Source organism: Acidobacteriota bacterium (assembly GCA_030697165.1).
In the GTDB taxonomy this organism is placed as follows: domain Bacteria; phylum Acidobacteriota; class Vicinamibacteria; order Vicinamibacterales; family UBA2999; genus 12-FULL-67-14b.
The window spans coordinates 45,510-57,565 of sequence record JAUYQQ010000013.1; the positions used below are offsets into that span (position 1 = coordinate 45,510).

General features: G+C 67.4%; 11 protein-coding genes. 2 read left to right on the plus strand and 9 right to left on the minus strand.

The features are described from left to right. Positions 1-3: 3 nt before the first annotated feature. From Q8T13_12930 to Q8T13_12940, 3 genes are read right to left on the minus strand one after another with little or no spacing between them, the layout of a single operon-like run. On the minus strand, positions 4-1,302 hold the full coding sequence (locus Q8T13_12930; GenBank protein ID MDP3718661.1) for a M24 family metallopeptidase: 1,299 nt from the start codon (positions 1,300-1,302) through the stop codon (positions 4-6). A gap of 33 nt (positions 1,303-1,335) precedes the next feature. Further along, positions 1,336-2,496, minus strand: coding sequence for a heparan-alpha-glucosaminide N-acetyltransferase domain-containing protein (locus Q8T13_12935; protein ID MDP3718662.1), 1,161 nt, complete (start codon positions 2,494-2,496; stop codon positions 1,336-1,338). Next, on the minus strand, positions 2,439-2,843 hold the full coding sequence (locus Q8T13_12940; GenBank protein ID MDP3718663.1) for an OsmC family protein: 405 nt from the start codon (positions 2,841-2,843) through the stop codon (positions 2,439-2,441). Before Q8T13_12940 ends, Q8T13_12935 begins: the two co-directional genes overlap by 58 nt. Before the next feature lie 138 nt (positions 2,844-2,981). On the opposite strand from Q8T13_12940, the gene Q8T13_12945 reads away from it, so the two are divergent. Continuing rightward, positions 2,982-4,394, plus strand: a complete 1,413-nt coding sequence (locus Q8T13_12945; protein ID MDP3718664.1) for an alpha/beta hydrolase — start codon at positions 2,982-2,984, stop codon at positions 4,392-4,394. Positions 4,395-4,419: 25 nt separating this feature from the next. Here the strand turns inward: Q8T13_12945 and Q8T13_12950 are convergent, their stop codons facing one another. Genes Q8T13_12950 through Q8T13_12960 form a run of 3 tightly spaced genes read right to left on the minus strand, consistent with a single transcriptional unit; the run spans position 4,420 to position 6,680 of the window. Further along, positions 4,420-5,016: a hypothetical protein gene (locus tag Q8T13_12950; GenBank protein ID MDP3718665.1), complete on the minus strand. Its 597-nt coding sequence runs from the start codon at positions 5,014-5,016 to the stop codon at positions 4,420-4,422. A 9-nt stretch (positions 5,017-5,025) separates the two neighbouring features. Continuing rightward, on the minus strand, positions 5,026-6,285 hold the full coding sequence (locus Q8T13_12955; GenBank protein ID MDP3718666.1) for a sigma factor: 1,260 nt from the start codon (positions 6,283-6,285) through the stop codon (positions 5,026-5,028). A gap of 47 nt (positions 6,286-6,332) precedes the next feature. Continuing rightward, a complete protein-coding gene (locus Q8T13_12960; GenBank protein MDP3718667.1) occupies positions 6,333-6,680 on the minus strand; it encodes a YciI family protein in 348 nt (115 codons plus the stop codon). A 158-nt stretch (positions 6,681-6,838) separates the two neighbouring features. Here Q8T13_12960 and Q8T13_12965 point away from each other — a divergent pair, with 158 nt between their 5' ends. Further along, a complete protein-coding gene (locus Q8T13_12965) occupies positions 6,839-7,732 on the plus strand; it encodes a carbonic anhydrase family protein (protein MDP3718668.1) in 894 nt (297 codons plus the stop codon). 39 nt (positions 7,733-7,771) lie between these two features. Here Q8T13_12965 and Q8T13_12970 read toward each other — a convergent pair whose 3' ends face one another. The 3 genes from Q8T13_12970 to Q8T13_12980 form a co-directional block, all read right to left on the minus strand. Then, entirely contained in the window at positions 7,772-9,382 is a 1,611-nt protein-coding gene (locus tag Q8T13_12970) for a formate--tetrahydrofolate ligase (GenBank protein ID MDP3718669.1), read from the minus strand. Positions 9,383-9,483: 101 nt separating this feature from the next. After that, positions 9,484-10,776: a glycosyltransferase gene (locus Q8T13_12975; GenBank protein MDP3718670.1), complete on the minus strand. Its 1,293-nt coding sequence runs from the start codon at positions 10,774-10,776 to the stop codon at positions 9,484-9,486. 115 nt (positions 10,777-10,891) lie between these two features. Then, complete coding sequence (locus Q8T13_12980; protein MDP3718671.1) at positions 10,892-11,908, minus strand: glycosyltransferase; 1,017 nt, start codon at positions 11,906-11,908, stop codon at positions 10,892-10,894. Between the last annotated feature and the right edge of the window lie 148 nt (positions 11,909-12,056).

Consider the following 12,056-nt stretch of genomic DNA (forward strand, 5'->3'; position numbering starts at 1 on the left):
CCGCTACTTGATCACCAGCAGCCGGTAGTTCGCCGGATGCAGGAACTGGATGCCCGCCTCGGTCAGGATGGCATCGTCCTCAATGGGAATCCGCAGCTTGGCGCCGCCCCACTCCGCGATCGGCGTATACGCGAAGTACTCGAACGCGAACATATGCTGCGCGTGCATCACGAAGGTGCTCTGGAGTGGCTGCCAGGTGGTGAGTGACGGCCCGATGTCGTGACCGGTGTTGCCGACCGGGTGGAACCCATAGGCCACGTCGGTCTTGTCATCCTGGTTGGGCCGATTGAACTCGATCACGCCGAACCCGGCCGCGCGCAGCGCGGCGTCCATGTTCTTCATGGTCTCGTCGGCGCGCACGCCGATCTTGATCGCCTTCTTCAGGGCATCGCGCACCGAGACCGCCTTGTCGAAGGCCGCCTGGATGCTGGCGGGAGGCACGGTCTCGCCGGGCTTCAGCACATAGGCGACGCGCTTGACGTCGGTGCCGAAGTTCATCAACTGGACGCCCCAGTCAATCATCATCACGTCCCCCGGCTGGATGATGCGATTCGACGAGGTGGCGACAATTCCGTTGGGGCCGGTGACATAGACCGACGGCATGTCGAACTCGGAGCCCAGGGCGCGATCGAGCAGCCGATCCTGCAGCCACCACGCCACGTCCTCGAGGGTGGTCTTGCCAGGGGTGATGACCTCGTTCGAGAGCGCCCGCTCGGTCAACTGGATGGCAATGCCCGCGGCCTCGCCGAATGCCACGATCTCGGTGGCGACGCGCGGCGACCGAAAGTCGACCACCAGTTTCTCGGCACTCGTGAAGCGCGAGGCATACGGTTCGCCGAGTGTCTTCGTCAAGTGCGCGAGCATGGTCACCGACAGGCCGTCGGCCGGGCCGATCTCGTCCGACATGTTGAGGCCAATGCGCTTGGGGTCGCGCGCCTTGACGTGGGCCGCCAGCGTCGCGGCCGGGGCGATGATGTCGTACGCGCCCGACTGCGAAATCATGTAGCCGCTCGGGCCGAGGGCGGCACGCTCAATCCGGTCGCCGCCGCGATCGGTGAAGACGTAGTAGCCGATGCCGGTCACGTAGCCGCGGCCCAGGTCCTTCCACAGCGGGTCGTAGTGGTTCTCCTTGACGGCCACAATCCACATGTCGATGCCGTTGGCGCGCATCGCGCGCGGCAGCACCTGCTCGAACTTGTCGAGACGGATCTGGCGCTCCATCTCCCATCGCCGGCGGGCTTCCTGCGCGAAGGCCGGCAAGGCCAGCACCATTACAAGCGTGGTAGTCAGCAGAATCTTCATCACAGAACCTCAAACAAGGGGATGCCTCGAAGGCTACTTCAAGACCGGCGCGAAGATGCGGAACGGGCCGGTGAGCTTCACGCCAGCCATCAGGCGATCCTTCCACAGCACGATCGCATAGAGCAACAGGCACAGGGCCGCGGTCGCCACGAGCGACCAACCAATCGGCAACGCACGGCGCAGCGGCCGGGCGAGCAGGCCGTAGACCATCTCCACGTGAATCCAATATACGAAGAGCGACGATCGTCCCAGAGTTGCCGTCACCACGCCGGGTGGTGCCGACACATAGCTGCCCAGCCAGCGCGGCACGGCGTGATGAAACCAGTCGATCCCCCGTGCAACGGGCACCATCGCCGCGCAGATCCCCAGTCGAATGAAGAAGAAGGTCGGCGAGCTGGTCCAGAAGTTGGCGACCGGATAGATGGACGGTTGGAACGAGGCCGCGTAGCCGAGGCCAATGCCGGCCACGCCGGCGGCCAGTAGCGACCACTGCAGCCGAATCTCCTGCGAACGCGTCCGGGCAGCGTGAATCACTTCCCCAACGATCGCCCCTGCCAGCAGGAATGCGGCCCACGGAAACAGCGCAAAGTTGGTCCGGCCTGGCAGCGGCCTGATGTAAGCCTCGAGCGGATCGGGCAGGACCGCCAGCACACCCGCCTCGCGAATCAAGGGCGTGGTCATCGTCACCGCCGTCGTCGCCACCGCGAACAGCACCAGGCGGGTGAGGCGCGCATCGGACACCCGCCACAGTAGCGCGGCGGCCATCATCGCCAGCCCCATGATGTTGAGGATGTCGACCTTCAGGAAGTTGCTGAGCGGCCCCCAACCGAGCAACTGCGATTGCAAACGGAACAGGAACGCCAGGGCCAGGACCTGGGCGCCGCGTGTCAACGCCAGCCGCGCCGCCCCGGCGTGGCCGATTGACGCCGAGCGCATGGCGGCGGCCAGTGACAGCGTCAGCCCGGCCAGGAACAGGAACAGCGGGGCGGCCAGGCCGTTGATGAAGACGATCTGCCGGTAGAGGCCGCCCTGGCGGTCACCGTCGCGCGTCCACGCGTCGGTGACGTGCGCCATCACCATCACGATCACGGCGGCGCCGCGCAGCCAGTCGAGGTAGACCTTGCGCTCCGGTGCGCTCAGGCTCGGACCTCGAACGAGGTGTCCAGTGGGAGGTCCTGGCGCAGCGAGTGCCACACCGAACAGTACTTGTCGCGCGACAACTGGATGGCCCGCTCCATCGCCTGGTCCGGCACGGCACCGGTAATCACGAAGTGCATGGTGAAGCTCACGAAGTGACGCGGCGGTTCCTCGCGGCGCGCGCCGGTGATGGTGGCGGCGAGGGCGGTGAATTCGTGACGGCCCTTGGTGATGATATCGGCCACGTCGATCGCCATGCAGCCGGCCAGCGCCATGGCCACGGCTTCGACCGGCGACGGTCCGGCGGTGCTCTTGCTATCGAGGACGATCTCGGTGGTGCCGGAACGGGCGGCAAAACGCAGGTCGCCCTGCCAGGTGAGGGTTGCGACGGTTGGCGGTTTCACCCTAGCAGTATAGGGAGAATTGCCCCACCTGCAACTCTGCGCTCAGCCGCACCGTCAAACATTTATCGCCGGTTCGGGACCACCGCGCGAAAGGACGGGCCTGATGGACTTCGACCTGATTCTGCCGGGGCGGCATCGATGATCTCTGCACTGGCCCTGGCGGCACAGGTGGCACTCGCCCCCTGCGCCATCGACGGCGTGCCCGGCGAGGCGCGCTGCGGCAGCTATCGCGTGTGGGAAGACCGCGATACCAAACAAGGCCGGCAACTCGACCTCTCCATCATCGTGCTGGCGGCGACGACGGCGGATCGGCGTCCCGATCCGCTCTTCGCGCTGGCAGGCGGGCCGGGTGACGCGCCGTCGTTCAACGCGCGTTTCTTCAGCCGCGCCTTCAGCGAGATCCGCAAGAACCGCGACCTGATGCTGATCGACTTGCGCGGCACCGGCCAGTCGGCGGCGCTCACCTGCCCTGAACTTGCGCAGCCAGGCCCCTCGGGTGCGTTCGACGCGGATCTGTTGAGCGTGGCAGCGGTGCGTGCCTGCCGCTCACGACTGGCAGCCACGGCCGACCTCACCCGCTACACCACCGAGACCGCGGTGGACGACCTGGACGAAGTGCGGCAGGCGCTCGGCTACAAGCAGATCAACCTGTACGGGACCTCGTACGGCAGCCGGGTCGCGCAGGTCTACATGCGGCGTCATCCCGCCAGCCTGCGGGCCGTCACCATGAAGGGCATCGTGCCGCCGTCGATGGCGATGCCCGAAACGCACGCGCGCGCGGGTGAGGAGGCGTGGCAGGCGTTGGTGGCCCGGTGCAACCTGGACGACAACTGCCGGCGCGCCTTCCCCACGCTCGACGCGGACTTCCGCGGGTTGCTCAGCAGGCTCGACAAGGCCTCACCCATGCTTACGCTGCCGGGTAACGCCGATCGGGCAGCGACGGCGGTCAAGGTGACGCGTGGACTGTTCGCCGAGGCCTTCCGCAACGTCCTCTACACGCCCGACGGCCTGGCCCAGGCGCCGAAGCTGGTCGCGCAATTGCTCGCGGGCGACGAGCGCGGCCTGACGGAAACCGCGCTGGCGGGGCGCACGGTTCTTGGCGGCAATCGCCTGGCCGCGGGCTTCTTCCTGTCGGTCACCTGCACCGAAGACATCCCGTTCCTCAGCAAGGACGCGCGGTCGCAGGCTGAGGGGACGTTCGGCGGCGACTACCGGCTGCAGCAACAGACGGCGGCCTGCGCCGAGTGGCCCCGCGGCACGGTGTCGAGCGCGCACGGCCAGCCCACCCGGTCGGCCGTTCCCACGCTGATGGTCTCGGGAGAGTTCGACCCGGTGACGCCGCCGGCGGGCGCCGACGAAGTGCTCCGCGGGTTGCCGAACGGCGCGCACGTCGTGATGCGCAACAACGGCCATCCCATTGGCAATGCGGAAGCGTGCATCAACGGCATGTTCGCCGCGTTTCTCGAGACCGGATCGGCCGCGGGTCTCGACCGTTCGTGCGCCGCGGCCATTCCGGCACGGCCATTCCAGCTCTCGGGATCGAAGCCGTAGGGGTGGGACTTTAGTCCCGCCCAACCTACTCCGAGTAAACGACCGTGCGGACGCTGCGGTGACGGTGCGCGAGTTCCGCCGGCAACAGCTTACTGAGGTAGACCTTGGACTCGGCGCTGTCGGCCGCGTTCGGCTCGTGCTTGACGACGTTGAAGTGCAGTTGCGCGAGGACGGCGCGCATGTCGTAGTAGCGGTTCTTGGTCTTGACGACCACTTCCTCGAAGCCGGCGGCGAGCGCCCACACTTCGGATTCTTCGGTCAGCGCGCGGAAGTGCCCCTGGCCACGCCAGTCGCGGCGCGTGCCGCCGATCCAGGAATACAAAATCCGGCGACCATCGAACGACACCGGACCGGTCAGTCGATCGACCAGGTCGCGGAGCTTCGGCACTTTCTCGTCATGCCGGATCTCGTGAACGATCTTGTAGGACACCGGCACGAGCGCGCCCGAGGGATCATCGGGGAGCGGCGCCTCGGCCATCAGGATCAGCGATTCGCGATCCTGCAGGCGTTCGATGATCTCGGTCGCCGTCTTGCGGCGCGGATACTCGCCGAAGTACTCCTCGATGTATTGGATCTCCAACGCACCGGGCTCGAGCGCGTACTGCTTGATCAGGTACTCCACGGGTTTGAATTATACGAGATGCGTCAGCCGGGAACTGAGCCAGCGTTGCTCCGGGGTTGAGCGCGCCAGGGTCAGCGCCTCGCGGTAGCTGGCCACGGCCCGGGCCTGGTCGCCGGCCTCGCGCCACAATTCGGCCTCGACGGCGGGCAGCAGCGGATAGCGCGCGAGCACGGCGCGGCCGGCGATGCTGTCGAGCACGGCGAGCCCGGCAAGCGGTCCGTCAATGCGCGAGACGGCAATGGCGCGGTTCATCGCCACCACCGGCGAGCCGGTGAGCGCCAGCAGGTCGTCGTAGTACGTGACGATCTGCGGCCAGTCGGTGGCGTCCCACGACGGCGCCACGGCGTGGCAGGCGGCAATGCCCGCCTCGAGATGAAAGGCGCTAACGTGGTTGCCAGACGCCGCGCGATCGAGGGCGCGCAGGCCGGCGGCGATCGCCTCCCGGTCCCATCTGGCGCGGTCCTGGTCGCGCAACAAGAAGAGCGTGCCGTCCGAATCGATCCGGGCGGGAAACCTCGCCGCGTGCAGCAGCATGAGCGACAGCAGCGCCCAGGCATTGGGCGAATCGGTCGCCGGATGCGCGGCGGCCAGCGAGGCCAGGCGAATGGCCTCGCCCGCCACATCGTCTCGCACCAGCGCGTCCCCAGAGGTCGCCACGTAGCCTTCGTTGAACATCAGGTAGAGCGACTCGAGCACCGAATCGAGGCGCGCGGCGAGTTCGGCCGGCGCCGGCATGCCGAAGCCGACATCCTGATCGCGCAGGGTGCGCTTGGCGCGCACCAGTCGCTGCGCGATGGCGCTCTCCTGCGCCAGGAAGGCGCGGGCGATCTCGCCGACACTGAAGCCGCCCACGAGCTTCAGCGCCAGCGCCACCCTGGCGTCGGCGGCCAGCGCCGGATGGCAGGTCAAGAACAGCAAGGCGAGTTGGTCATCGTCCACCGGCGGCAGTTCGTCGCGCAGCGAGACCTCGGCCGGGGGCTGCGCGTCGGGTTGCGCCCGCATCAGCGCGGGTTCCTTGCCGGCGGCCATCTTCGCGTGCCGCAAGCGATCGAGCGCGCGGTTCCTGGCGACGAGGTAGAGCCACGCCTCCGGTTGATCGGGCACGCCGCGGAACGGCCACTGCTGCAGCGCGGCGATCAACGCGTCCTGAACGGCGTCTTCAGCTACCGCGAGGTGACGCGGCCCGAGCGTGCGCGTCAGCCGGGCGACCATCTGTCCCGCCTGGCGGCGGAACAGATGCTCAACAAGTGCAATGGAGTCGGGGGCCACCGTAGCAGAAACTGCAACAGAAACGGGGGTAACCGTGCCAGGCACCGTTACGTGGGTTCGACCTCGCGGATTTCGATGGTGCCGAACTCGAGGTGCGGGCAGTCCTTGCTGAGATCGACCACCTCTTCGTAGCTGGCAGCTTCGACAATGAAAATTCCACCAATCACTTCGCGGGCTTCGGCGTAGGGGCCGTCGGTGACCTTCGGCGACCCCACCGCGCCGCGCAACACGCGCCCGGCGCCGTCGGCCAGCTTGTGGCCGTCCATGAGGCGGCCGTTGGCCTGGACCTTCTGCTTCCAGGCCACGTAGCGCTGGATGATCGCCTGGATCTCGTCTGGGCTGATGTCGGCCGGGAACGTCCCTGAGTCGTGCAAGAGCATAATGAACTTCGGCATTGAATCTGTCCTCCTGCCTGGTGACGATCGAGGGTCGCGCGAATCGACAGGCTTCGTACCGGCACGACGACAAGGCCGGTGACAGAATAGCGTCATTTACTATGGGCCGTTCTTCGGGCTCAACTTCCACTGGGGCGTCGCAAAGGAGGCGGCGGGTCATGATTCGACGAACTACCCTCACCGGGCCGACGACTCCCGTCGCGATGCTGATGGCGGCGGCGATCGCCGTGGCGTCGAGCGGGTGTGGCCGAACGGAGCCGGCGCCTTCCGCGGGAACAGCGACGCCACAGGTCACGACCAAGCCCTCAGCGGCGCCCGCCTCGTCAGATCCGGTCTGGCACTACGAAGGGGCCGAAGGCCCAGAGCGCTGGGGGGCGCTCAGCCCGAAGTTCGCCACCTGCGGCGACGGGCGTTCGCAGTCGCCGGTGGATATCGCGGAGACCGTGATGGGCACCGACGTGCGGGCGTTGAAGACGAACCTGCTCCCCGGATCGTTGCGCATTGCCCACCACGAACATGTCGCCGACGGCATCAACAACGGGCACACCATCCAGGTCAACGTCGAGGGCGCCGAGTCCCTGACCATCGGCAACGACACCTACGAGCTCGTGCAATACCATTTCCACAACGAGAGCGAGCACACGGTGAAGGGCCGGCACTACCCGATGGAGATGCACCTGGTGCACAAGGCCGCCGACGGCAAGCTCGCTGTCATCGGCGTCTTTATCGAGGAGGGCGCACCGAACCCGGCGTTCGACCCGATCTGGAACAACTTGCCGAACAAGAAGGGCGAGGAGAGCCACTATCCAAACGCCAACGTGGACGTGGACAAGCTGCTGCCGACCAGCCGGGCGTCCTACCGGTACGACGGCTCGCTCTCCACGCCGCCGTGCTCCGAAGGCGTGCGCTGGATCGTGATGACGACGCCGATCCAGCTATCGGGCGAGCAGATTAAGGCGTTTACCGCGATCATCCACGACAACAACCGGCCGACGCAGCCGCTCAATGGCCGTCTGGTGCTCACTGAATCGGTCGGCGCGGCACCTCGCTGACCTCGACAAGAAGCAGTTTCGGCGAGGTTCACCGCCGGTTCAGTAGTCCATGCCGAGCACGCCGCCCTGGTCGTCCACGTCGAGCTTCTGGGCCTGGGGGACTTTGCCGAGGCCCGGCATCAGCATCATGCTGCCGGCAATCGCCACCACGAACCCGGCGCCGGCCGACAGCGACACGTCGCTGACGGTGAGCGTCCATCCCGAGGGCGCGCCCATCTGCTTGGGGTCGTCGGTGAACGAGTATTGGGTCTTGGCGATGCACACTGGTAACTCGCCGAAGCCCAGGGCCGCGAGCTTGGCCAGCCGCGTCTTGGCGGCCGGTTTGAACGACACCTTGGCGGCGCCATAGACCTTGGTGGCGACGGCGGTGATTTTCTCTTCGAGGGACTGCGCGGCCGAGTAGATCGGCTTGACCGCCGCCGGGTCGGAGGTGGCGGCCGCGGCCACGAGCTTCGCGGCAAGCTCCGTCATGCCCGCGCCGCCCTTGGTGTACCCCTCAGCCAGCGCGATGTCGGCGCCAATCGAGCGGCAATACTTCATCACCGTGTCGAGATCGGCATCGCTGTCGCCGGGGAAGCGATTGAGCGCGATCACGGCCGGCACGCCCCAGCGCTTGAGGTTGTCGAGATGCCGCACCATGTTCGGGAAGCCCGGCTCGAGCGGGCCATCGGGCGATCCGCCCTGTGCACGCAGCGCCTTGAGCGTCACGATGACCGCCGCCGCCGCCGGCACGTGCCCGCACATCGGCATCACGATATCGAAGAACTTCTCGGCGCCCAGGTCGGCGGCGAAGCCCGTCTCGTTGACCACGTAGTCGGCCAGGTGAAGACCGATGCGCTGCGCCAGCACGCTGCTCGTGCCGTGCGCGATGTTGGCAAACGGGCCGCAGTGCACGATCGCCGGCGCCCCCTCGGTGGTCTGCACCAGGTTGGGCAGGACGGCGTCATTGAGCAACACCATCATCGGCCCGACCGCCTTGAGGTCGGCGGCGGTGACGGCCCCGCCGTCGTAGTTGAAGGCGACGACAATGCGCGACAGCCGCTTGCGCAGATCGGCGCGGCCTTCCGATAACGCCAGGATCGCCATGATCTCGGACGCGGCGGTGATCACGAACCCGGTCTCACGGGCCGGGCCGCTCTCGCGGCCGCCAAGGCCGGAAGCAATGCGGCGCAGCGCGCGGTCGTTCATGTCCATACAGCGCGGCCACAAGATCTCCTGCGGATTGATCCTCAGGTCGTTGCCAAAATGCAGGTGGGTGTCGAGCAGCGCGGCCAACAGGTTGTGGGCGGCAGTGATGGCGTGGAAGTCGCCCGTGAAGTGCAGGTTGATCTTGTCGAGGGGCGCGAGCGAGGCCTGGCCGCCGCCGGTGGCGCCGCCCTTCATGCCGAACACCGGGCCGAGCGACGGCTCCCTGAGCGCGGCGATCGCATGGTGGCCGAGCTTCACCAACCCCTGCGTGATGCCGATGGTGTTGACCGTCTTGCCCTCGCCGCTCGTGGTCGGCGTGATCGCCGTGACCAGGATCAGCTTGCCGCGGCGTGGAAACCGGTCGAGGGTCTCGAGGCGAATCTTGGCAATGGCGCGGCCGTACGGTTCGAGCAGGTCGTCGGACAGGCCGAGGCGCGAGGCAATCTCTGTGATGGGAAGCATAGGGGTATTCCCATCTTACTGTTTCAGGAAAGGTCCGGCTAAAGCCGGACGCTACAGGCCAGATCCCGGGTCCGGCGAAAGCCGGACACCACATCGGTGGCTCACCCGCGCAGGACGGGGAGCGCGGTCGCCGGCCATTCCTCTTCCCACCGAACGGCGGGATTCTCGAACAGCCACGCGCGGGACCGGTTGAGCGTAGGCGCGGCATCGGCCGAGCGCGATGCGACCTGTACCAGCACCGCCGCCAGATCGCTGGGATCGCGAAACGTCAGGCCCTCGTGTCCCGACGTCAGCACTTCGCCGAGCACCGGGGCGTAATCGAAAGCGGCCACCGGCACCCCGGCACCACGAAAGTCGGCCACCTTCATCGGCAGGTCGAGGCCCGAGGACGACTGGTGCAGGCACAGGCCGAGGTCGGCCATGCCGATCAGCACGGGATAGTCTTTCGGCTCGAGCCACTGCGTCCGGACCGCGATGAGGCTGAACGAGCGGCGCGCGAGGCGCGCTTCAAACGACTCGCGAAGTGCACCCTTGCCGGTGAGAATCACGGCGAGCAAAGGAACCGGCGGATCTGCAGGAGCAGGCGGGTCTAACTTGTCCGCCGAAGCGCCCGGCGCGAAGGCGGAAGACCCGCCTCTACGACCGAGTTGACGCTCCGCGCGTTCGAGCGCCTCGAGCAGGAGGTCGAAATCCTCGTCTGGCGTCCAACTGGTCGGACATACCACGAGGGGCAGGCGGTCCGCGCCAAGCGACGCCGCCTGGGCGAGCTTCGTCCACATCGCGACCGCCGCCGACGGCGCCGGACGGGTGAACGCGGCGGGCGGCCGATCGTAGACGACCGACGCGGCAATGCCGTAATTACTCGACAGCCAGGCCGCGAGCGCCTTGGAGACCGCCAGGTGCCCATCGGCGCGACGCGCCCATCGGCGCTCGCTTCGCGCCACCGCCTTCACGGCGCGATGTCGTTCGCCCAGGCGAACTGCCGCCACCGTGTGCGACAGGTTGTGCCAATCGATGACCAGGCGCGAGCCGCGCAGCCGCGCCACCAGCCACGCCACCGCCAGCGTGGGCACGGCGGGTGGATTCTGAACGAGGATCACGTCGGCCTTCGGCGCGCGCATCAGCGTGACCCACAGCCGGCGCGCCTGGCCCACGGCGCGCGCCATCGACCCAAACACAAACCGCCTGGTCCCACCCTTTGCCCGGCCCTTGAAGCTGTGATCCGGGAGGCGATGACAACGGATGCGCGGATCGGCGGCGAGGGCGGGCATGACGTCGGCGCCCTCGAGGCCCACCAGGTCGACATCGTGGCCGGCCGCGGCCAGCGACGCGGCGTGGTACTGCATCCGCGGGCTGCGGCCCAGATCTCCGAGTACGATAACGGCGGTCCGCATAGTGAAGGTAGTAGACGCCCCCGGTGGCCGGAAGGTTCGTGCGCAGAATTTCGACCCAGCAAACTGGCTCACGTGGTGGTCCGCCTAAAGGCGGACGCCACATCGGACCGAGGGTTCACGGCCGGTGCGGACGCGAGTCGACCGTATCGCGAATCACTTGCATGAACCGCTCGGCCGAGAACGCGCCACGCCGCTGCCGGAGCGCGGCGCGAAGGCCATCCTGCAACTGCGCATTCGCCAGCACGGCGCCAATCTTTGCCACCGCTTCGTCTGGACTGGCGTAGACGAGCCTGGCGTCGCCACCGACGATCTCGACCTGTCCCCCTGAATCAGGCACGAACGTGATGCACCCGCCCTCGACCATTTCCGCGGCGGCCATACCGAAATGTTCGTCGCGCATGCCGTGAATGCCGTAGCGGGTGCGGCCAATCAACTCGAGGAGCGCAGCGCGCGTCAGGTCTTCGTGCAGGTGCAGCCATTGGTGCTGTCGAGTCAGGGCCATGATTCCCTCGTAGTGCGACCGCTCTGGGCCACGGCTGCCAATCAAGTGGAGCTCGACCTCCGGCGCCAGCGCGCGAACCCCTTCGATGATCGCCACCACCTTCTCAATCTCCTTCTCGGCGGCGAATCGGCCAATGCACAAGAAGGCGTTGTCACGCCGCTTCCACGGCAGGCCCTCGGCCGCCGCCGCGACCGGTGGCGGCAGCACCGAGACGGCCACGTGCCCGTCCAGTTCGCGGATGCGGTCGGCGGTCCACGCCGAATTGGCGAGCGTGCGATTGCGGCGCACGCCGTCCAGTGAAAACCCGCTCAGGCGATCGCAGAGCGCGTAGTACCCGGCGAGCACGAAACGGGGGCGGTGGTACCAGCGGAGATCGGCGGCCGGGCGGGGCCGAAGCTGGCGTGGATAGTGGACGTACTGGATGATGTCGCGGCCCAGGCTCGCTTCGTTCTCGGCGCTGATCACGACATCGAACCCCGGCGCGAGGCGCCTCGCCAGCCGCACGACGGCACTCCACCGCAGCAGCGCGGCGCTGACCGGCAGCAGCCGGGCAACCGACCGCCACACCCGCGAGACGGCGACCACTGTCACCTCGTCGTCGCCGATCGTTGTGCCGTAGGCACGGTTCACCGCCGCGAAGTCTGGCGGGTCCCAACAGGCCAGCCCAAGTCTGTGCGAGTCCTTCAGGGCTTGGATGATCCAGGCGGCAACGGCCTGGCTGCCGCCAGGCGGACGCAGGGTTGATTGGATAATCAGGACGCGCCGCCGGGCATCCCCT

What these genes read in the sequence shown, in the direction of transcription:
- Q8T13_12930 (MDP3718661.1), bottom strand. Translation starts at nt 1,302, where the DNA reads ATGAAGATTCTGCTGACTACCACGCTTGTAATGGTGCTGGCCTTGCCG.
- Q8T13_12945 (MDP3718664.1), top strand. Translation starts at nt 2,982, where the DNA reads ATGATCTCTGCACTGGCCCTGGCGGCACAGGTGGCACTCGCCCCCTGC.
- Q8T13_12960 (MDP3718667.1), bottom strand. Translation starts at nt 6,680, where the DNA reads ATGCCGAAGTTCATTATGCTCTTGCACGACTCAGGGACGTTCCCGGCC.
- Q8T13_12965 (MDP3718668.1), top strand. Translation starts at nt 6,839, where the DNA reads ATGATTCGACGAACTACCCTCACCGGGCCGACGACTCCCGTCGCGATG.
- Q8T13_12970 (MDP3718669.1), bottom strand. Translation starts at nt 9,382, where the DNA reads ATGCTTCCCATCACAGAGATTGCCTCGCGCCTCGGCCTGTCCGACGAC.
- Q8T13_12975 (MDP3718670.1), bottom strand. Translation starts at nt 10,776, where the DNA reads ATGCGGACCGCCGTTATCGTACTCGGAGATCTGGGCCGCAGCCCGCGG.